The sequence below is a fragment of the Cutibacterium sp. LaCa_255 genome (genome assembly GCF_057458005.1).
In genome coordinates, this window is the sequence record NZ_CP190956.1 from 1929082 (window position 1) to 1950682 (window position 21601).

16 protein-coding genes, 2 tRNA genes and 2 pseudogenes are annotated in these 21601 nt (G+C 61.9%); 12 read left to right on the forward strand and 8 right to left on the reverse strand.

The genetic code is table 11. The features are described 5' to 3' along the window. Positions 1–108: 108 nt before the first annotated feature. From ACP8ML_RS08745 to ACP8ML_RS08755, 3 genes and pseudogenes are all read right to left on the reverse strand, one after another. Complete coding sequence (locus ACP8ML_RS08745; RefSeq protein ID WP_249361317.1) at positions 109–3498, reverse strand: error-prone DNA polymerase; 3390 nt, start codon at positions 3496–3498, stop codon at positions 109–111. Between the two features lie 5 nt (positions 3499–3503). Then, the gene (locus ACP8ML_RS08750) at positions 3504–5096 is read right to left on the reverse strand and encodes a Y-family DNA polymerase (protein ID WP_117189684.1); all 1593 of its coding nucleotides are present in this window, start codon (positions 5094–5096) and stop codon (positions 3504–3506) included. Beyond that, positions 5086–5681 (reverse strand): annotated as a pseudogene (locus tag ACP8ML_RS08755) (hypothetical protein). The gene ACP8ML_RS08750 and the pseudogene ACP8ML_RS08755 overlap by 11 nt, the downstream one beginning before the upstream one ends. Before the next feature lie 333 nt (positions 5682–6014). On the opposite strand from ACP8ML_RS08755, the gene ACP8ML_RS08760 reads away from it, so the two are divergent. The 6 genes from ACP8ML_RS08760 to ACP8ML_RS08785 all read left to right on the forward strand — a co-directional run bounded on the left by ACP8ML_RS08760 (position 6015) and on the right by ACP8ML_RS08785 (position 11773). Then, positions 6015–7169, forward strand: coding sequence for a MurT ligase domain-containing protein (locus tag ACP8ML_RS08760; protein WP_117189683.1), 1155 nt, complete (start codon positions 6015–6017; stop codon positions 7167–7169). Next, complete coding sequence (locus ACP8ML_RS08765; protein WP_065673691.1) at positions 7166–7894, forward strand: type 1 glutamine amidotransferase; 729 nt, start codon at positions 7166–7168, stop codon at positions 7892–7894. The genes ACP8ML_RS08760 and ACP8ML_RS08765 overlap by 4 nt, the downstream gene beginning before the upstream one ends. 56 nt (positions 7895–7950) lie before the next feature. Next, positions 7951–8023, forward strand: a tRNA-Lys gene (locus ACP8ML_RS08770). A gap of 401 nt (positions 8024–8424) precedes the next feature. Next, positions 8425–9738, forward strand: coding sequence for an ABC transporter substrate-binding protein (locus ACP8ML_RS08775; protein WP_065673692.1), 1314 nt, complete (start codon positions 8425–8427; stop codon positions 9736–9738). 113 nt (positions 9739–9851) lie between these two features. Beyond that, positions 9852–10898, forward strand: a complete 1047-nt coding sequence (locus ACP8ML_RS08780; protein WP_016665894.1) for a carbohydrate ABC transporter permease — start codon at positions 9852–9854, stop codon at positions 10896–10898. Beyond that, positions 10895–11773, forward strand: a complete 879-nt coding sequence (locus ACP8ML_RS08785; RefSeq protein WP_065673693.1) for a carbohydrate ABC transporter permease — start codon at positions 10895–10897, stop codon at positions 11771–11773. Before ACP8ML_RS08780 ends, ACP8ML_RS08785 begins: the two co-directional genes overlap by 4 nt. Before the next feature lie 99 nt (positions 11774–11872). On the opposite strand, the gene ACP8ML_RS08790 is transcribed toward ACP8ML_RS08785, so the two are convergent. Then, the gene (locus tag ACP8ML_RS08790) at positions 11873–12439 is read right to left on the reverse strand and encodes a DUF3618 domain-containing protein (protein ID WP_065673694.1); all 567 of its coding nucleotides are present in this window, start codon (positions 12437–12439) and stop codon (positions 11873–11875) included. A gap of 83 nt (positions 12440–12522) precedes the next feature. Here ACP8ML_RS08790 and bcp point away from each other — a divergent pair, with 83 nt between their 5' ends. The 4 genes and pseudogenes from bcp to ACP8ML_RS08810 all read left to right on the forward strand — a co-directional run bounded on the left by bcp (position 12523) and on the right by ACP8ML_RS08810 (position 14895). Then, positions 12523–13008, forward strand: a complete 486-nt coding sequence (gene bcp, locus ACP8ML_RS08795) for a thioredoxin-dependent thiol peroxidase (protein ID WP_016665896.1) — start codon at positions 12523–12525, stop codon at positions 13006–13008. A gap of 52 nt (positions 13009–13060) precedes the next feature. Continuing rightward, positions 13061–13142, forward strand: a tRNA-Leu gene (locus ACP8ML_RS08800). Positions 13143–13530: 388 nt separating this feature from the next. Then, a pseudogene (locus tag ACP8ML_RS08805) lies at positions 13531–13734 on the forward strand (lyase family protein); the annotation flags it as partial. After that, positions 13735–14895 carry a lyase family protein gene (locus ACP8ML_RS08810; protein ID WP_249361321.1) on the forward strand — a complete coding sequence of 387 codons (1161 nt, stop codon included), beginning with the start codon at positions 13735–13737 and terminating at the stop codon, positions 14893–14895. On the opposite strand, the gene ACP8ML_RS08815 is transcribed toward ACP8ML_RS08810, so the two are convergent. Together ACP8ML_RS08815 and dcuC are read right to left on the reverse strand one after the other, a co-directional pair. Continuing rightward, a complete protein-coding gene (locus tag ACP8ML_RS08815) occupies positions 14885–15760 on the reverse strand; it encodes a MurR/RpiR family transcriptional regulator (RefSeq protein WP_065673696.1) in 876 nt (291 codons plus the stop codon). The genes ACP8ML_RS08810 and ACP8ML_RS08815 overlap by 11 nt on opposite strands. A gap of 75 nt (positions 15761–15835) precedes the next feature. Further along, entirely contained in the window at positions 15836–17203 is a 1368-nt protein-coding gene (gene dcuC / locus ACP8ML_RS08820; RefSeq protein ID WP_117189682.1) for a C4-dicarboxylate transporter DcuC, read from the reverse strand. Between the two features lie 162 nt (positions 17204–17365). Between dcuC and ACP8ML_RS08825 the strand changes: the two genes are divergently transcribed. After that, positions 17366–19279: an alpha/beta hydrolase gene (locus tag ACP8ML_RS08825; protein ID WP_270237467.1), complete on the forward strand. Its 1914-nt coding sequence runs from the start codon at positions 17366–17368 to the stop codon at positions 19277–19279. Positions 19280–19418: 139 nt separating this feature from the next. Here the strand turns inward: ACP8ML_RS08825 and ACP8ML_RS08830 are convergent, their stop codons facing one another. Next, positions 19419–20000 (reverse strand): hypothetical protein, encoded by a 582-nt coding sequence (locus tag ACP8ML_RS08830; RefSeq protein ID WP_147318449.1) that lies wholly within the window; start codon positions 19998–20000, stop codon positions 19419–19421. 132 nt (positions 20001–20132) lie between these two features. Beyond that, a complete protein-coding gene (locus ACP8ML_RS08835) occupies positions 20133–20435 on the reverse strand; it encodes a ribbon-helix-helix domain-containing protein (RefSeq protein ID WP_117189834.1) in 303 nt (100 codons plus the stop codon). Positions 20436–20836: 401 nt separating this feature from the next. Here ACP8ML_RS08835 and ACP8ML_RS08840 point away from each other — a divergent pair, with 401 nt between their 5' ends. Beyond that, positions 20837–21517, forward strand: coding sequence for a hypothetical protein (locus ACP8ML_RS08840; RefSeq protein WP_117189833.1), 681 nt, complete (start codon positions 20837–20839; stop codon positions 21515–21517). Positions 21518–21601 lie beyond the last annotated feature (84 nt).

The following is a 21601-nucleotide window of genomic DNA, read 5'->3' on the forward strand; positions in this document are numbered from 1 at the left end:
TGGGAGCCGCTTCAAGCAGCCCCTGACAGCTCGGAAAACATTACACATGGATGAACAATGACGCAAATTAGGGTGCCGCTGTCATCGTATCCCCTTGTCAAAGGCTGTTCAGCGGAAGTCACGGGATCTCGTGGGTACTGATAAATCGAGGGCTTCCAACCGATCTGCTTGCAAACTCGTCACTCCCTCGTCGCTTCTTTCCAAGATCCCCCGCACCACCAAAGCTCGCGACGTCCGGGCCACACGTCGGTGATGCTTCCATGCACCCGGAGTGACGATGACGTTGAGCAGGCCGGTTTCGTCCTCCACGTTGAGGAAGGTCACTCCCCCTGCTGTCCCAGGTCTCTGTCTGTGGGTGACGACTCCAGCAACTTCTATACGCCGTCCAGCCTCGACGTCGCCCAGCCGGTCAACTCGCACCACACCTCGTCGATCAAGGACGCCCCGGACGTGGCGAACAGGATGGTCGGCCGTACTGACTCCGGTGGCACGGATGTCGTCACCCAATAACTCCAACTGAGTGGGTTCGGGAAGCAAAGGTGGCTGGGTAGCCACCTGAACATCCAGCTGGCCCGGTGCTACACCGTCGATCTGACCGATCTGCCACAGAGCGCCCCGTCTTGACCCCACGAGATCGTCGAAGACACCAGCCAGGGCAAGGGCCTCCACCTCTTCCTTGCCCAGTTCAACGCGCCGAGCGAGGTCGTCGAGGCTGGTGAAGGGTTCGCGTTCCCGCTCCGCAATGATCCGAGTGGCTGTCTCGGTACTGATACCGGAGACGTCAGAAAGGCCCAACCGCACCGCGAAGTGAGTATCCCGACGATGGTCACCGTCATCACGATCGGGGTCAAAAGGACCGATCTCGGACTCGTCGTGGTCATGAAGACAGTCGTCCATCCCTGTCTCCACGTCATCGCCTCCACGATCCAGTGCTTCCAGATCTGCCCCCACTGACGACTTCGTCAGGTCTGGACGTCGCGTCACCACACCGTGTCGTCGAGCATCCGCCACCAGAGTCGCCGGGGAATAGAACCCCATCGGCTGGCTGCGCAGCAAAGCCGCAAGAAAGGCTGCCGGGTAATGCAGCTTGACCCAAGCTGAGGTGTAGACCAGTCCGGCGAAGCTCAAGGCATGGGACTCGGCGAACCCAAAATTCGCGAAAGACTCGATGCGGGCATAGATGTCCTGGGCAGTGTCGTCGTCAATCCCATTGGCTGCCATCCCCTCGAAAAGCTTGGCGCGTAGCGAGTCAATGCGTTCGACCCCGCGTTTGGATCCCATCGCTCGGCGCAACAGGTCAGCGTCGGCAGCCGTGCAATTGCCGACCGTCGTAGCCATCTGCATGAGCTGCTCCTGGAAGAGCGGGATTCCCAAGGTGCGCTCGAGCACCGGTTTGAGCAACGGGTGGGGATAGGTGATCGGTTCGACACCGGTACGTCGTCGGATATAGGGATGCACCGCGCCTCCCTGCACCGGACCAGGACGGATGAGCCCGATCTCCACGGCCAAGTCGTAGAAGCAGCGCGGCTTGAGCCGCGGCAGAGTGCCAATCTGGGCCCGGCTCTCCACCTGGAACACGCCGATGCTGTCACCACGGCACAACATGTCGTAGACCCCCGGCTCATTGCGCGGAATCGAGGCCAGGGCCCAAGATCGTCCGCAGTGCTGAGCGATGAGATTGAAGGAGATGCTCAGCGCCGAGAGCATTCCCAGCCCCAGCAGGTCGAACTTCACCAGCCCCATCCAGGCGCAGTCCTCCTTGTCCCACTGCAGCACCGTGCGACCAGGCATCCGGGCTGGCTCGATCGGGCAGATGCGTCCCACCGGTTCTCGGGTCAGCACCATTCCGGCCGAGTGGATGCCCAGGTGACGCGGTAGCCCCATCACCTGCTGGGCGAGGGCGACGACCTCGTCAGGAATCTCGGGGCCCTCGGAGCTCCGGGAGCCCGGCACCACTGATCGTCTCTCCATCTGACGCGACCACGCGTCCTGCTGCCCTTGGGAATAACCGAGGGCTTTGGCCGTGTCCCGGATGGCACTGCGCGGCCGATAGGTGATGACGTCAGCCACCTGGGCAGCGTTGCGCCGCCCGTACTTGGCGTAGACGTACTGGATGACCTCCTCACGACGTCGAGCGTCGAAGTCGACATCGATGTCAGACTCCTCCTCGCGCAGCACCCACAGGAACCGCTCGAAGGGCAAGCCGTAAAACACCGGATCGACGACGGTGATGCCCAGCACGTAACAGACCGCCGAGGCCGCTGCTGATCCACGTCCTTGACACAAGATCCCCCGGGACCGAGCGAACTCCACGATGTCGGAGACGATGAGGAAGTAGCCGGCGAAATCCCGAACCTCGATAAGGTCGAGTTCCGTGGCCAGGCGGTCCTTGGCCACTGGGTCATCCCCGTAGCAGCCTCGACGCCCCTCCTCCACCAGATGACGCAGCCAACTGATGGGAGTGTGTCCCTCGGGCACTTTCTGGTCGGGCAGACGGGGACGCACCGACCTCAGTTGGAAAGCCGTCCTCTCAGCCACCGCTACGGTGTTGTCCACCGCATCTCGGTGACGGCTGAGCAGGTCTGCCATCTCCGCGCCGCTGCGCAACCTCGCCACCGGGCCGGGAGGAAGCCAGCCGTCCATCTCGTCAAGACTGCGTCGAGCCCGCACCGCTGAGAGAGCGCAGGCCAGCTCGAACTGCTCAGCACCGGCGTAGTGGGCGGCTGTCGTCGCCACCGTCGTCAGGCCATGACGACCCGCCAGCTCAGCGAGGACGTCGTTGTCACGGGAATCGGTGGGAGCGCGATGATCGGTCAACTCGACCATGACATTGTCGATACCGAAGAGATCAACCAGGTGATGGAGCTCGGCCTCAGCTTGAGCCACCCCCTTGACCAAGCCCTGCCTCACTGCTCCCTTCCGACATCCGGTGAGGACAGTCCAGTGCTCGTCGGCCACCTCGGCCAGATGGTTGAGATCATGGACCGGATGCCCTTTCTGCCCACCCTCGGCCAGATAGGCGTCCGTGAGGGCACCGGCCAAGCGGCGATAGCCCTCCGGGCCGTTGGCCAGCACGAGCAGGTGGCTGCCCACCGGATCAGCCACCCCGTTCTGAGGCTCCGGCACTCCAATGGACAACTCCGACCCGATAATGGTGGGAAGACCACAGGCTTCAGCCGCTTCAGCCATTCTGACGACCCCGTAGAGGCCGTCATGATCAGTCAGGGCCAGCCCTGACAGGCCCAGCTCCACCGCTCGGGTGACGAGGTCCTCCGGACTGGAGGCACCGTCAAGAAAGCTGTAGGAGGAGTGACAGTGCAGCTCGGCATAGGGCACCACTGGCCCCTCGGGTCGGAGGGGACGACAGTCAAAGGGTTTACGGACGCGGCGATAGCCGGTCTGATCAGCATGGCTGTCCTGATGGCCATTGGGAGGACGCCGTCCCGAGATGCGTCTTTCCAACTCTCGCCACGGAATCGGAGGATTGTGGTAACTCACCCCGATCACGCCTCGTCGTAACGAGCCTCGACCCACCAACGGTCAGCCGATCCCGCCAACACCCACGCCTGTTGGTCCTCGGTGACCAGCTGCACTCGCTCAACGGAGACGGCCGGGGTGCTCCACCACCTCTGGTGCACCGGCCATGGCCCGGCCCACGCGATGACGCGCCGTCGCGAAGTGCCGTCATGAAACCATCCAGGGCTGATCGACGGTAAGTCGGACGATGTCGTCAGTGGCATGCCGTCGGTCGTCTCCAGCCGGGCTGGCAGAGGACGGGAATACACGATGACGGGAGCGGGGCCATCGAGGTGGCCCGGCCAGGGACGATCCACCGGACGCGCGTCCTCAGCAACCGTCCCGAAAGGAATCAGTCGGCGTCGGTCCCTGAGCATCCGGCCACCATCGACTTTCCCCATCAGAACCCCCTCGGGGCCTAACCTCTCCTGCAACTGGGAGATGATGTGGACGAGATGCTCGGCGGGCCTGGCACCAAACAATCCTTCGGCCGCCTCACCCGCACGATGGATGGTGGGAACGATCCGCACCGCCTCAACACCGGACTGGCAGAACTCATCAGCACCGAACTCGCCAATGCCCCGGGAAAGGTCGTCGAGCTGACGGGACAGTCGAGCCAACAGATCATCACCGCTGAATTGCCACGGTTGACGCCAGGTGCGCTCAGACAACCCAGCAGTGGCCCGGATGAGAATGCGGGCCTGGGAACATACCCGACCGCTGGCTGCCAGGCCGGCCATGAACTCCTCCACCACAGGACGCACCACGGCCACCACCTGTGCGCCGGAAGGTTCCGGATCGTCAAGGACGACTTCCATGGCATCGTCGTCCTCGGGCCGGTGTGCCGACAGCACCGCGACGTCCATGCCACGTGCCCAATCGTGGGCGCGCTGACCGACCTCCGCGAACCGCTGGACGACATGTTGACGGTCCAGACCGGCGAAGGAGCCAACAGTCGTCAGACCGAGCTGGCGCAAGGTCCGAACCAATGCCTCATCGGCTCGTCCGGTACGCGCCAGAACCGAGACGTCGCGGGGAGCCAGAAAGGCCGTGGACATGCCGGGACTGAGGATCTTGGGGCCATGACTCCCGGGGCCGGCCACTGCGGTGGCAGCCACCTCTGCCGCGAACAACCCGTCCGCCACCGAAATCCCCGTATCCGTGTACCCGATACGAGCCAACACCTCGGACATGCGCTGCGCAGCGGCGCGTTCACCACCGTAGAAACGAGCAACTCCGCGAGCAGCCACCGCAGCCACCCCTGGGCGCACCACGTGGACCGAAGGCGCCACTGACCTCTCAATCTCGCGAACCACCTCGTCGAAGAGGATCTCCTCAGAGGCAGGATCGTGAGACACGACAACGGCGTCTGGACAGCGTAACTGGGCAGCTCTCACTCGCAAACCAGGGACCGCTCCTTCCTCGGCTGCCCGGGAACAGCAGTCGACGACGACCCCGCGATCGACGACCAGAAGAGGGGCATCCCCAGGCTGACGTCGAGACGCCGCCACGATTCGCCACCCGGGAATCACTGCCATGAGGACTCGAACCGGCGCGGCACTGAGTGGTTCAGCAGACATCAGCCACCTCCTCGGCGGGGTACACCCCGGTGCCGGTACGGATGAGCCGCACGGAACGGTTGTGGTGATGCCTCACCACGGTCACCTCAAGCTCCTGGGCCGACAAACAGCCGTACCCCTGACCAAGTCCCTGCCACCCCACAGTGCGGACATCGATTCGAGCGGCAGGGCTGGGCCAAGGCCCCAGCACCACCAAGGACGAGCCGCGAGAACGCAGCCTGGCCGTCAATCGCCTGCTGGCCGTCATCGGCAACGGCGGCGGAGCTGCAGCAAGAACGACATCGAGGCCCTCGATGAGAGTGGCCACCGTCTCAAGCCAGTTTCCTGAATGAGGCACGAGCACCAATCGTGACAGCTCCACCCCCACTGCCGAGCCGCCTCAACACTGAGTTCGGGCAGCCCGACCACCCCACACCAGCCATGGGTGAGCAGCCCCAGCCCGACCGAGGAAGCCCCGTCCAGACGATAGACGGCGGGCATGAGACCACCGGGGAAAAGAGGTTGAAGCAATGGGTGGATGGCATGGCCACCGGGAACTTCCAGACCGTCGACACCACGGCTCACCAACTCCTCGATGTCAACCATCACGCACCCCCTCGTCCGGCGTTCGTCAGCCCGTCGCAGCCGACGGGAATTACCGTGACACGCGTGCCCGACAGGTTTCTCGACGACTGCCTGGAACAACAGCGAACACCCTTGCCAGCCAGCGTTTGGAGGTCATAGAGCCGTCCTCGTCACCGGCCGGGCACACCAGGGCCGTCATCCCTTCCTGCCATGATTGGGGCCATGACCTCGTCACCTCGAAGACACCGCACCTCCCCGCGGCTGCAACTGGCCCTGCTGGCCGGGCGGACAGCCGCAACAGCCTCCCGCCTGACGGGGAAGGGCTCAGGAGCATCAATTCGTGGTCGGGTGACGATGAAGTTGGCTCCCCACGCCTTGCCTGAACTGCTGGCAGACCGTCGCATCGCCAGTGTCACCGGCACCAACGGCAAGACCACGACAACTCACTTCCTCACCGCCGCAGTGCGAGCTGGGACTCCTGACGGCCAACGAAGCGTCGTCACCAACGCCGATGGGGCCAACCTGCATCACGGCATCGTCTCGGCCCTGGGAGAGGCCCCTGACGCCACCATCGCCGTGCTGGAGACCGACGAGAGAGTCGTCGCCGACGTCGTCGCGATGGGCGACCCGGAAGTACTGATCCTGCTCAACTTCAGCCGTGACCAGCTCGACCGTAACCACGAACTGACCTTCCTGGGACGCGACTGGCGTGATGCCCTGGAGAAAGCCGCTGAGCACGGTCCGACGGTGGTCGCCAATGCCTGCGATCCGCTCATCGTGTGGGTGTGCCAGAAGGCTCGTCACGTCATCTGGGTGGACACCAAGCCTCGCTGGACCGCCGACTCGACGCTGTGTCCCAACTGCGGCGCCGTCCTCACCCATGGCGAGGGCGGATGGGACTGCCCCGGATGTGAGCTGAGTCAGCCTGCTGCCGATTGGTGGGTGGAGGGTGACGAGGCCGTCGAGGCTTCCGGGAGACGATTCCACCTCGATGTCCAGGTGCCCGGTTCCTTCAACCTCACCAATGCCATCTGCGCCCTTGCCGCGGCCATCCACATGGGTATTCAGCCCGAGGACGCGCTGCGCGGAATTGCCACGGTGGAGTCCCCCGCCGGCCGCTATGCCACCTGCACCATCGGCGGCACCCATTGCCGCCTGCTGCTGTCGAAGAACCCTGCCGGCTGGACCGAATCCCTGCCGCTGACGACCTCCGATCCGCTGGTGCTCGCCATCGACGCGGTGGCCGCCGACGGCAAGGACGTCTCATGGCTGTGGGACGTCGATTACGAGCAACTGGCCGGACGAACCGTCATCTGCACCGGCCCGCGCGCACTCGATCTGGCCGTCAGGCTGCAATACGCCGGAGTGGAGCACGTCGTCATCGAGGATCTCGCCCAGGCCCTCAGCTCCCCACTGCTGGCCGGCACTTGGGACGCTGACCACCCCGTCGACGTGCTGTCGACCTACACCCCCTTTCAGAAACTGCGCCGACTCGGAGGACTGGCATGAACACCGACCGTCCCAAGATCGTCCTGCTGTACCAGTCCTTGTTGGGCATCTACGGCGACCACGGCAATGCAGTCGTCCTCACCAAGAGGCTGCAATGGCGCGGCATCGACGCCGAGCTCGTCACCGTCGAGCCCGGTCAGAAGGTGCCCACTGACGGGGCCGTCTATCTGCTGGGAGGCGGCGAGGACACCGCCCAGATCACCGCTGTCCGGGAACTCAAGGCCGATGGCGGACTGTTCACCGCCCTCGACGACGGCGCAATGCTCTTCGCGGTGTGCGCCGGCTACCAGATCTGCGGCAGGTCCTTCACCATCGGAGCCCGTGACGAGGTCATTGCGGGACTCGGGCTTCTCGACGCCGAGACCCGACGCGGCCCGGAGCGTGCCGTCGGGGAGGTTCTGCACATCTGGACCCAGCCCGACGGGAACACCTGCCCGATCACCGGTTTCGAGAACCACGGCGGCTGGACAGAACTTGGTTCTGACGCCAAGCCGCTGGCTGCTGTCGAGGTTGGTTGGGGCAACGGCAACCATCGCGACGAAGGAGCCGTGCAGGGGCGTGTCATCGGCACCTACCCGCACGGACCAGTTCTCGCACGCAACCCTCAGCTCGCCGACCATGTGCTCGAAATAGCCCTAGGACGCCATTTGGAGCCCCTCGACCTGCCCGAGATCACGGCGTTGAGACAGCGTCGAATCGATGCCGCACGCACTGGTCGGCCATGAACTCGTCACCTCGATTTTGCATCTTGGCCGAAGTCCGCTAATGTTTTTTCTCGCCGGCGCTGCTAGCTCAATTGGCAGAGCAGCTGACTCTTAATCAGCGGGTTCAGGGTTCGAGTCCCTGGCGGCGCACCGAAACGGAAGCCGTTCCATACTGGAGACAGGATGGAACGGCTTCCTTCATGTTCGCATCCTGTACTCCTAATTTACCTTCTCCCGAGGCCAGAGATTGTCCAGTCACCAGCAGACGGCAATCCCAGGACACCGCTCGGAGCAATACCCTCCTTCCACAACGATTCAGACTGATCCAGTCATCTACCAACACCGCTCTGACCACCCCGGTGGAGGGAACGCCCCTCAATCCCACTTGTCGTGCACAATCATTCGGGTTCATCGCAAAACGACGTGCACACATGCCGGACAGTCGGTGTAATGTCCTGCCTGAGGTTATGACCTATCGCACCCGTAGGAAATCGCTGATGCGTACGTGATGTCGCTGTCGACATCGCCCAGTTCAAGGAGGAAGAAGTCACATGACGCACTACACACACTCCCGCCGGGCCTTCATCCAGGGCTCCGTCGGAGCACTGGCGCTCGGTGCCTTGGCAGCTTGTTCCAACGGAGACTCGAAGGACTCCGGATCCAATAAGCCCGCAGCCAAGGGCGCAGACTTCACTGGTGAGGGCCCCATCAGCTGGGTGCAGGGCAAGGACTTCTCCGGTGGAATGGTCCAGAAGCGCATCGATGAGTGGAACAAGAAGTACCCCAAGGAGAAGGTCACTCTCATCGAGCTGTCCTCGGAGGCCGACCAGCAGCGTCAGTCCTTCATCAACGCCGCTCAGACGAACTCTGCCGCCTACGACGTCATTGGCCTCGATCTGGTGTGGGTTGCCGAGTTCGCGGCTAACCGCTGGATCGTGGAGATCCCGCAGGACATGAAGCCCGAAGGCGTCATTGACTCGGTGTGGGAGACCGGTTCGTACCGCGGCAAGCAGTTCGCCGTTCCGTATGCCACTGACGCCTCGATCATGTACTACCGCAAGGACTTCCTCGAGAAGGCCAAGGTCGAGGTTCCCAAGACCTGGGAAGACGTCAAGAAGGCCACCGAGGCCGTCCGCAAGCTCCCCGGCATGCAGGACATCGGTGGGTTCGGTGGCCAGTGGGCCAAATATGAGGGCCTCACCTGCAACATCTCTGAATTCATCAACACCTGTGGTGGTGCGATCGTCGACGACTCCGGGAAGGTGACCGTCGACTCCCCCGAGTCCATCAAGGGCATCCAGACCGCCGTCGACGCCTTCAAGTCCAAGCTCATCCCGACCGCAGCCCTGGAATGGAAGGAGGAGGACAGCCGTAACGGCTTCGAGTCCGGCAAGGTCCTCTTCCTGCGCAACTGGCCTTACCAGTACGGCAACGACATGAAGGAACTCGGACCCGACAAGTTCGGCGTCGCCCCGCTGCCCTCCATCGACGGCAAGGACTACATGCCGACCCTGGGCGGCCACAACTGCGCCATCACCTCCAACTGCAAGAACAAGGCCACGGCCCTCAAGTTCGTCAAGTGGTGGACCAACCAGGAGTCCGAGCAGTACAACCTCGAGAAGCAGTCCAACGCACCGATCTACGGCGAGTTGTACACCAAGGACGAGAACGTCAAGAGGCTCCCGTACCTGCCGACCCTGAAGGCCTCTCTGGACAGCGCCAAGGGCCGTCCGCATGCCGTCGCCTACGGTGACGTCACCGCGGCCATCCAGGACGCCATCTACCCAGCTCTCCAGGGCAAGACGGACGCCGAAAGCGCTGCCAAGCAGCTGGCCGACAAGCTGAAGACGATCATCAAGAATTGATCGTCACGCAGAACTAACCACACGGATACGGCGGGGCGGGTCACTCACCCCGCCGTATCCATGACATCGCTCGCACCACCCGACGGACAACGCCGGGGACAAGGAGCTTCATCATGACCACTGCAACAGTGGAGAAGACCAACAAACGGTCTTCTCGGGCCAGGACCCAGGAACGCCTGGCCTTAGCTCTCATCACGCCAACCCTCATCGCCCTGACGATCGTCATCGTCATCCCAGTCATCCAATCGGTGAAGCAGGCCCTCTATGGCCAGCCCGGTCTGGATCCCGAAACTGGATTCGTCAACGACACCGAGCCGTTCGTCGGAATGAAGAACTTCACCGACATCTTCACCGGCTCCGGAGATCGATTCTGGAACGCGTTCTGGAACACCACGCTCTTCGGTGTCGTCACGGTCGTTCTCGAGACCATCCTGGGCGTCATCATGGCGCTCATCATGCATCGGGCGATCGCTGGACGAGGCGTCGTCCGAGCCGCCATCCTCGTCCCCTGGGCCATCCCTACAGCGGTCTCCGCCATTTTGTGGGGATGGATCTTCAACCAGAACGGTGTCGCCAACGCCATCCTCGGTCAGCACATCATGTGGGCCTCGGGCAACTGGACGGCCAAGTGGTCGATCATCATCGCCGACGTCTGGAAGACCGCCCCGTACATCGGTCTGTTGACGCTGGCAGGTCTCCAGGTAATTCCCACCGAGGTCTACGAGGCCGCCAAGGTCGATGGCGCCAATGCCTGGAAGAGATTTGTCTCGATCACCTTGCCATTGGTCAAACCGGCCTTGGTCGTCGCCGTGCTGTTCCGGACCCTCGATGCCCTGCGCATGTTCGACCTGCCGTTCATCCTCGTCGGCCCGCGCAGGAAGTCGGTCGAGACGCTGTCGATGCTGGTCCAGGACGAGGCCTCGAACCTGAGGTACGGCGCGGCCGCAGCGTACGCGATCATCCTGTTCCTCTACGTGTTCATCATCGCATTTGCCTTCATCAAGATCCTCGGCGCCGATCTCGTCGGTGACGAGCACAGGCGCAAGAAGATGAAGGCCACCACCTTCGTCAATGGCGGACGCCCTGGTGGACGTCGTGCCCGAGAGAAGGCCAACGCAGCACAAGCCGCAGCTTCGAGTGGCAAGGAGGTGTCGTCATGAGCACCGCTACTGCAACTGCACCGGGAGCCATCGACCAGGAGACCCACCACAAGAACGCCTGGGTCAAGGTACTGCCGGTCATCGGCATCGTCCTCATCGTCGTCTACTGCCTGGCGCCCTTCTACTGGATGATCGTGTCCTCGCTGCGTCCTGACAACGAGATTTTCGACAACACGTGGTGGCCAGCTCACCCGTCGCTGGAGAACTACCAGGCCGTCTTCCAGCCAAACAACAACTTCCTGCGCGGGCTGGGGAACTCGCTCATCGTCTCGATCTCGGTGACGATCATTGCCCTGCTCATCGCCACCTTCGCCTCCTACGCCCTCGCACGGCTGGATTTTCGTGGCAAGGGCGGATTCCTCATCCTCATCATTGCGACGTCGATGTTCCCACTGGTGGCCATCATCGTCCCGTTGCTGAAGAACTTCTCGGCATGGCACTGGATCAACACCTACCAAGCCATGATCATCCCTGATCTGTCCTTCTCACTGCCTCTGGCCGTGTGGAACCTAACGACGTTCTTCAAGCAGATGCCCGACGAGCTGGAGCAAGCCGCGATGATCGATGGCTGCTCCCCCGCCCAAGCATTCCGCAAGATCATCCTGCCGCTGGCTGCCCCCGGCATCTTCACCACGGCGATCATCGTCTTCATCGGTGCGTGGAACGAGTTCCTCGTCGCCGTCACGATGATCAACGACCCGAAGATGGAACCTGCCACGGTGCTGCTGTCGAAGTTCACCGGTGCTTCCCAGTTCAACACCCCGTTCGGTTCCCAGATGGCCGCCGGTGTCATCATGACGGTGCCGCTGGTCATCATGGTGCTGGTCTTCCAGCGCCGGATCGTCGCCGGTCTGGCTGCCGGTGGTCTCAAGTGATGCCTGCTGAACAACATAGTTCGGCCCCGGTCCACGACGGACCGGGGCCGAATTGATACTAGGTCGGTGCGGTCGATCAGCTCATGCCGAACCGATCGATCAAGCAGCACCCTCCTCGCGCTCAGCAGCGGCCTGTGCACGCAGCACGGCAGCCTGCTTCAGCATCTTCTCCGCAAGGTTGCTCACCGACGAGTCATCGGTGTCGAGCTTGCCGTACTTCTTGGCATTCTTCTTACCGAGCTTGGCGTTCCTCTTGGCGGCCTTGGCATCGTCCTTGCGACGCTGCTTAGCCTCCTTTCGAACCCGCTTGGCCTCGGAGAGCTGCAGCTTCTCGAGCTTGCGGCGAGCAGTGGTTCCGGTGGCGCGGCCGACGATCGCGCGCAGCACGATGATGCCGACGATGCCGGCAGCGAGCGCACCCCCGGCAATGCCGATACGATCCATCCGCCAGCCGTGCTCGCCCTTGACCTGGCCCTTCACCTGCTCGAACTCACCCTGCACGTAGTCACGGGCGCGATCGGTGGCCTCGCGCTTGAGGGTGGCCGGATGCACCTCCTCCACGAGGCTCTCCACCCCGGCCGCCAGACGAGCACGAGTCGCTGCAATGTCCCGCCTGATCTCATCAGCGGAGCGCTCGTCCTTCGCCTTCGACTTGCTATCAGCCATGTGACCCCTCCTGGTGCCGTGTCTGCGCTTTGCGCCGGCGTAGGCGCGGCGCTGGTCTGGCAACAGCCTATATCGTTGAGGTCATGAGCACCCGTCTTGAGCCCGGTAATGCGGCCCCTGATTTCACTCTGCCCGCCGCTGACGGCAATCAGATCACCCTTTCCGACTTCGCTGGCAAGCAAGTCATCGTGTACTTCTACCCCGCAGCCATGACGCCTGGGTGTACCACTCAGGCCGTCGATTTCACGACTCATCTGGACGACTTCGAGGGCGCCGGCTACGAGATACTGGGCATCTCGCCCGACCCGGTTGCCAAGCTCCAGAAATTCGTCGCCAAGGAGTCCCTGACGTTGACCCTGCTCTCCGACGAGGACAAGGACGTCATGACGGCTTACGGCGCTTACGGACCCAAGAACGTCTACGGCAAGGAGATCGTCGGGGTCATCCGTTCCACCTTCGTCGTCGATGTCGGTGCGGACGGTTCGTGCAGGATCGTTGAAGCCCAGTACAATGTTCGGGCCAAGGGCCATGTCGACAAGCTCTGCAGGGAGCTCAAGATCGACTGCTGATTCGGGAACACCGAGGGCCTATTGGTGGCCCGGGGGCCGCTACGACCCCTATGCCGGAGTGGTGGAATTGGTAGACACGCAGGATTTAGGTTCCTGTGCCTTGTGGTGTGAGGGTTCGAGTCCCTTCTCCGGCACCGTGTGACGAACATCGTCGTCACCACGTCAGGGAACCTCCCCATGGGTTTATCCAGCTGTAGGGCCGAGCGTCTCGGCCCCAGGGTCATCCCCCCTTACCTCAGTCTGTCAAGACCAATGACCTCACTGATGAGGAAAAGGGGATGATCGCCAGGGACCGGATGGTCCAGGCTGTCTCCGCCTACCCGAGACGTACCGGCGTCTCGTCAGTAGAGGCGAAAGCAACCATCGATTCATTCCAACCAGGGCTGAGACAGCCCATGGGCCTCCCACGCGACTCCCACATCGGCCAGCGCAACGCACCAATGACGACGAACCGCATGCCCCCATCCCGTCATCGTTGTAAAATAACTTTCACCCTCAGCTAGTTATTAAAGGTGGCAAACAATGGCGTTCGGAGCCTTCGACAACCAGATCACCCGCCGTGGCTACGTCACAGCCCAGATGGACGAGATCTGGTCAGAACAATCGACAGTGCAGAGCTGGTATGACGTCGAGGCTGCACTGGCTCGAGTCCAGACCGCGATCGGCATGATCCCGGAAGGAACCGGGGCTCGTATCACCGAGCAAGCTCAAGCCACCGATGCCGTCATGGAGCAGATCTTCGGCGGGGGGACGGGCAATCCCTTCGCTCTTGGCCTCGACGCGCTGCGCTCCGCCCTTGACGACGACCGCCGTCCCTGGGTCCACTACGGTGCCACTACCCAGGACATCCTTGACACTGCCCGCGGTCTCCAGATCCGGGATTCCCTAGACCTCATCGACGACTGCACTGACAAGCTCCTGACGCGTATCCGTGACCTTGCCGGCGTCCATGCCAAGACCCTCATGGTGGCACGCACCAATGGTCAGCATGCCGTCCCCACCACCCTCGGAATGCGGTTCGCCCGCTGGGCCGCCGATCTCGAACGTTCCCGTGATCGTCTCACTGAGACCCGGCAACGTTGTCTCCTGGTGCAGTTCTCGGGAGCTGCTGGAACCTATGCCTCGATGGGGGAACACGGCACCACCGTCGCCATGGGAGTCGCAAAGGAACTGGGTCTGGTGTGCGAGCTCATCGCCTGGCACGCTTCCCGCGACGGACTCACCGAGCTGGCATGTAACCTTGCCATCCACGCCCAGACCCTCGCGAAGATCGCCGAGGACCTCTACGACATGCAGCGCACCGACTTCCAGGAAGCCGCTGAGCCCCTCGACCCCCATCTGTCCGGGTCGAGCACCATGCCGCAGAAGCGCAACCCTTTCTCCACGATGAAAATCACGGCAGCCGCTCGTATGGCTGCTGGTGCCGCCGCGACCGTCCTCACCAACCCCCCTGGCGACTTCGAGCGAGACCATCGTCAGCTCGAGGTCGAACGCGACGCCATCCCCCGCATCCTCGCGGCCGTCGACGGAGCGGGACAGAAGCTCCTCAAACTCCTTGACGTGCTCGAGTTCAGCACCGGCCAGCTCGACGTCAATGCCCGTCGCGAAGGAGTTCTACTCGTCAGCGAGGGAATCATGATGGAGCTCGCATCGCGGTTGGGTCACGAAGGAGCACACGACCTCCTCCAGGAATTCTCAGCCGCTTATCGAGCTGCCGGAACCAGCCTGCGCGAGTTCGTCGATGCCCGACCAGAGATCGCCGAAAAACTCGATGACATCGACCTTGACAAGTTGTCCGACCCGTCGTCGTACACTGGTCTGTCTGCGGAACTATCACGGCGTGTTGCTGCTGGTCAGCCGCACACTGGAACCGGTGTCACAGAGTGATGAAGACTCCCAGCTCGTCGAAGAGCCCCTGCATCCTCTCGACCCGCGAGCGTTCCATCTCTGGGTCCGCAGGGGCCAAGGCAGCCACCAGCGACTCCAACAGGATGAGATAGCAGGCCCGGGAGCGGAAAGCCGTCGAGGATTCCGATGAGACCAGCAGGACATGATCTGCGTAACGACGCATCGGGGTCGACGAACGGTTCGTCAGCAGGATCGTCGTCATGTCACGCTGATGGAACATCCGCAGGACCGACTCAACCATCCGCGAATGCCGGTCAAATACCGAGGCCAGCAGGATGGCGTTGTCGGGAAGATCGATGAGCTGATGGGCCATCCGATCCGTCGATTCCAACAGGACGACCTCGCGACGGTAGTAGCGCACCAACGTCTGGAAGTAATCGAGCAGCGGATGGCCGCTGGCAGCCGCAACGAGGTAGAGCGGACGTGAATCGTCGCGAAGTACCTCGACGACGCGGTCGAAAGCTTCCCCGTCCATGGAATTGAGGCCGACGTCGATGCTGCGACGAGCAGCATCCATCTTGGAGCGCCACATCGCCCCGGGCTCATTGGTGATGGGACCATTCGTGGTGCGATCGCTGGGAAGATCGAAATTGACGGCCACTTCCTCGCGGAGGCTGCGTGAGAAGTCACGGAAACTGGCGTACCCGAGTTTGCGAACAAAACGGGTCACGGACGCCGTTGACGCACCTGTCGCAGCACTGATCTCGTCAAGGTTCTCCAGAGCCAGATGGGGAAATGAATCTTCAAAATACTGAGCAATGACAGCATCAGTCGGCGTCATTGTCTGCAACTCCCCCAACCGGGCGTACAGGCCGTCGCACGCCGAGCCCGTCGACTCAGCCATCGTCATCTCCTCCGAGGTAAAGAGCATGCTAGGACCACCGACGCGGCCTCAGCAGCCATGAATACTACCCGTGGATCAGATGAGGATGAGACTCGAGGCCATCATGACGATGAAACCGACGAGCGTCGGGAGCGCAGTCCGCCTCACGACGGCCATCGGGGAGATCCCGGCGGCTCCGGCCACCGTGATGACCACACCCGAGATGGGCGACACCGAGCGGAACAAGCCACCGGCGAACTGCATCGGCGTCACGAGGTTCGTCGCGTTGCCTGACAAACCGCTGGCGATACCGGGGGCCAGCGATGCGAAGGACGTGAAGGACCCGACGCCAGAACCCGTCAGGAAGGTCACCAGACCGACGACCAGGGTGAACAGAATCGCCATTCCCCACAACGGCATACCGATCCCCTCGGCTCCACTGACGAGCAACTTGATGACGCCAGCCTGCTTGAGGCCCTCGGCGAAGAGCTGCGCCGTGATGATGAGGGACACCACCTTGGCGAACATGTTGCCCATGCCGACGAACATGGTGTTCGCGTCAGTCAGCACCGCAGAACGGTCATGGTTACGAATGAGCTCGACGATGACGGCGAGCACCCACACCAGCAGGAAGGCCGACACTGTCGAGAGCTGGATGGCCTTGACGACCAGCGGGCTGAAGACGACCAACAGGATGATCGGCAGGAGCAGGAAGAGGGCGTACCACGTCGGCGCCACACGGCCCGAGGACTTGTGCTCATCACTGGGTTCTCCGGCCTCGTCCTCACCCTTGCGATCCAGACGGCGCTGGACGAAGAAATGGGTGATGGCAACCGCGATGATTGTCGGAATTGCCACGGGCAGCTGATGCTTGACGAAGTACACCGCAGGAGAGAGACCGACCGTGTGGGCGGCCAGGATCTCGGTTCCGGTGGCCGGTCCGATGGGCATGGCACTCGTCGTCGCAATGACGGCGGCACCGGCCGCCGGGCTCACACCAGCCGCAACGATGATTGGCATCATGACGACGACCAGCAGCATGGCCAGACCGGCGGCGCTCGGAATGACCATGAACAAGAGCTGGCCAATAACGTAGGCCAGCACGAGGATGAGGTAGGGCTGCTTCAGCTTGGTGATCGGGGTGATGACGAGTCGAACAAGCGCTTCCGTGGCCCCAACCCGATTCATGTATGCCGAGAAACCACCGGCAGCCATGATGATGAGCCCAACGCCAGTGAGCTGATCCTTCGCGATGGATTCAATCATCCCGACGATGTCGAACCAGACGCTGCCAGAACTCTCCTTGCCTTCCAGCAGCGGAACCGAAGGCCTGAGAATCACCCTGATGAGCAGCAGCAACAGTCCGGCTCCAAGCAAAACCAGCACTGGCTTGTACTTCTTGACCAGCAACCAACCGGCCGCAACCGTCACGAGCAGTGCACACACCGCCAGCACAGCTGTCATGATGACTCCTTCGTCAACCCATCACCGTTATGAAAACTTAACTACGTCATCGACGTTGATAGAAAAAATACTAACATTGCCTCAGCTGGCGACGCCTCTTTCGATGGCACTGCCGCCTCCTGTGCAGTCCGTGCCCACGGGAACCAACAACAAGGAGCAATGATGCACTCAGCAACCGCGATGCGACGATCACGATCAGCGGTACATGTCCTTATCTGCCTCCTACTCATCGTGGTTGGAGCTGTCGGATCAAGCCTCGTCCAGACTGGCGGCGGCCACATCAGTGTCCAAGGCCTCATGATCCCCGGCAAGGACGGAGCAGTGGCCAGTGCCGATCTTTTCCGACCCGACACCGCAACAGCAGAGCGCAAGGCCCCTCTCATCATCGTGACGCCAGGGTTCCAGCGCACCAAGGAAACCCAGATCTCCTACTCCTTGGAGCTGGCACGACGGGGATACGTCACCCTTGTTGTCGACCCCTACAACCAAGGCGAATCGACGTCCCAACCTCCTCACAGTGATGACCCCAGCATCCAGCCGGCCATTGATTACGTCTCGCGAACCGACACCCTCAACTACGTCGACAAGACCAAGATCGGTATCACCGGCCACTCTGCTGGCGGTTCCCAGGTGCGTCGCATGGCTGCCGAATACGGCGCCAAGGAGGTCAAGGCCCTCAAGAAGGCGAAGTCTCCAGACTCCCCCGGTGGCACCACGATCACGAAGGAGGAGCGAGAGAAGGCCGAGAAGCTCAACCCGATTCGTTCAGTGTTCATCTCCGGCTGGTTGCAAAAGCTGAACGCCAAGAAGTTCAAGAACGTTCGGTCCAATGTCGGTATTGGATACGCCCTGTACGACGAGGGCGGCTACCGCAACAAGAACCACAACGGCGACCTGCGCAATGCCCCGGAAGCCATCGCGGTCATCAACTCGGGCCTGCCGAAGTCACAGCACGTCAATCATGTGGTCATCGGAAAAGGCTATGGGTCAGCTGCCGATCGAACCTACCGCGTGGCATACAACGACCACACCATCCACCCCTTCCAGCCGCTGACCCCCAGTGCCATAGGGTCGATGATCCAGTTCTTCGACGACACGATTGGCGCTCCGCACCAGATGAGCACCACCAACCAGACCTGGTGGCTCAAGGAACTCTTCAACGGCCTCTCCCTCATCGCGGCCCTGGTCATGCTCGTCCCGTTGACGAAGTTGCTGTTGACGATCCCGTGGTTCGCCGGAGCCAGGACCGAGGTACCGCCTGCCCCGCCGAAGCCCAAGGGCAGGGGAGCCGTGATGTTCTGGACGATCTTCGTCATCTCGGCCGCCGTGGCGTGCGTGACCTTCATCCCGTTGTCCGTGGCCAGCCAGCACATCTTCTCGGCTGCCGCCAACAAACAGAACGGCTGGTTCTTCCCCGGTCGGATGGTCAACGGGGTCGTGCTGTGGTCCCTCGTCAACGGATTGCTGGGGCTCATCCTGCTGTGGATCAGTCACTCCATCTCGAAGAAGCACGGTGTCGAGGAGGCCAAGAGCTGGGGAGTTCGGATGAACTGGGCCCAGACCGGACGCACCTTGGCGCTGGCCCTGTTCGTCATTGTCATCTTCTACACGATCCTGGCCGCCGTCTACGGCTTCTTCCATGTTGACTATCGACTCTTCGTGGTGGCTGCCCGCCCCCTGACGAAGCGCTGGTTCCTCATCGGACTGGCCTACGTGCCCGCCCTGTTCCTGTTCTTCTTCTCGAACTCGTTGCGAGTCAACACCTCAATGCGATTCAACAACCAACGCCGCTGGGTCAACTGGCTCATCATTGCGCTGGCCAATTCCATCGGCTTGGCGGCCATCTTCGTCATCCAGTACGTCACCTTCTTCTCGACCGGGACGGTGTTCTGGACGACGAACTGGCTCTACGTCAACATGCTGCAGTCCCTGCTCCCCATGATGGTGGTGCTGCCGCTGTTCAATCGGGCCTTCTACCACGCCACGGGCAGGGTGTGGCTCGGACCGATTGTCACCACCACGATCTTCGCCCTCATGGCCTTGGGCGGATCCGTGGCGTACATCCCGATGTTCTGACCGGCGAATTCTGACGAAAAACCTTGTCAGGCTGACATGACGACGATGGGCCGGGGAGCAACCCCCGGCCCATCTCCGTACCGTACGGCGCGTGGTGCGGCTGTGAGATCCGCTTCCCCCGCTGTGGCAGGTGGTTCGCTCACTCGAAACCAATCGGAATCGCGTCGTCGCCCAGGAACTCCCTGCAACGGACCACGAGCTTCTCGTGCTCCTTCTGCTTGTTGGCCATCCTCTCCTGCGCTTCGTACTTCCGGGAGATCAGTAGCCAGTACAGCTCGTACATCTCCTCGTCCTCCTCCGGGTCGGGTTCCTCCTCGACCCACGGAAGGAGGTAGTAATCGACTCCCTTCACCCAGGTCTTCACCCACTCCGGGTCGTCGAGCAGCTCGTCGCTGTTGTCCTCCATCAGATCCGCCGGGGGCCGACACATTCCGACGATCACTTGCTCGCGAGCGGCGTTCATCGCCTGCTGAATCCGTCCGGCTTTGGCGATCGTCGATTCCCCTGGCTTGTCCGGACCCTGCATCGCCGCCGCCAGCCGGGTCTCCTCTTCCTGAGCCCGCTCCCCCAAGCTCGAAAAGAACGTCCTGGGATCCTTGATCATGCTGAACGCGGTCGGAGCGTACTCCTCCCACTCTTCCCATGCGATCCGGGCTAGCTGAGTCAGCCCTGCCATCTCGCCGGGACTCCCCTCCCAGCCCTGGGCCTCAACCTCGGTCATAAGACATTCCTTCCGCTGCGGCGGGTTCTGGTTCCGAAGCCCACCAATCTTCGAATGGTGACTGCCAAATACTGTCATCCCGACTAGGTCATCCATGGCCTCATCCTAAAAACGACCGGAATGCAAACAATGTCAATTTGCGGCATCGAGGTAATCAACAAGGGCAGTGCGCCTGATGCCGGAGGGGCTGCGCCCGGTCTCAGCCGCCATGACATCGAAACGCGCGCTCGTCCTAGCATCCAGACGGAGCTGGCGGCGTGGCGAGCTGCCTTGCCGGGTGGCATGGCGTTCACCAGTGTTGGGCCGTCCAGCCCAGCTGATCGCGCGACGACCAGCAGCGGCAGCAGCCTCACCGTGGCAAGTCTGGTCTGGTGCACTGATAGACGCATCCGATTCAGCCCAAGCCGCCAGCCGTCCATCAAGATTGTCAGTCATAGTCATCCCTCCTGGCCCATAAGCACTCGGCGCTTCGGCCGCAACTGCATGACATGAAAGATCACCAATGTGCATGGGGCCGCCGGTAAAACCATGACCTCGATAGTCAGGCCAGACTGAGCCGGTCCGACATATGGATGCGGCGCAACCCCCGGGGACCCGCGACGTGTCAAATGATGTCTTTGTAAACATGGCGTTCGTGATCACAGAGATAGCGGCACGTTCAGTAAACCCGTGTTTCACGGCACTCTCAGTAAAAATGATGGCAATACAGATGTTGTACGACAACATTGAAGTGTCAACAAAATCCCACCACAGAAGCCCGAACTAACCACCGACATTCCGGTTTCTGGCCCCAATGCGGCCACTTGGACCACTAACCCGCCCTAGGAGACCATCTCATGCTGGAAAAAATTTTCTCTTGGCTTCGTGACGGAGTCCTCGATTCTCTCTACTCGATTCTGGGCTCCTTCGTCGGAGTCCTCTCTGTGTTCGCGATCTTCACCCACGTGCGACCACTCGACACCCTGCACGGCTGGTTGGAGGCTCTCGTCATCCCCGACGGCTGGTTGAACTCTGTGGACACTGTTCTCGCTAGCGGCACTCCATGGGGCTGGATGGGTGTTACCCTCGCGTTCGTTGGTGCGCTGGGAATGGCAACCCATGACGTATGTCGGGGCCGTTCCGGGCCGACCTTCTGGTTTGGCGCGAGTCTCATGGTCACGGCTGGCATGAACTGGCTGTGGCTGATCCTGCTCCTTATCGCCGGATTCATCGTCTCTATGGTGGACTTGAGCAAGGACTCCTCAATCACGGACTCCTTGAAGGAGGCTCTGTGGCGGCTCGGGGGGACTGTCGTCGTAACGCTGTCCTACGGTCCGCTCGAAGTCTTCGGATGGTTCATCGACGAGACGCCTAGTGCAACCAGGCAGCAGATCATCACTCCTGATGGACGCCCACTCAAGATCGAACTTGTCGGGCCCAAGCCGGGAGCAACCGAGGCCCGCCGCAAAATCCAGCCTGACATCACGACGAATGCCCTCCAGTTCCACAACCTTGGAGGGACGATCGGCCCTCATTGAGACTGGTGCGATGGCGTTCTACAATCCCTAGCGTCACTTGGTTTTAGCCTGTGCCGATGATGCTTTCGGTCCAGATGACCCACG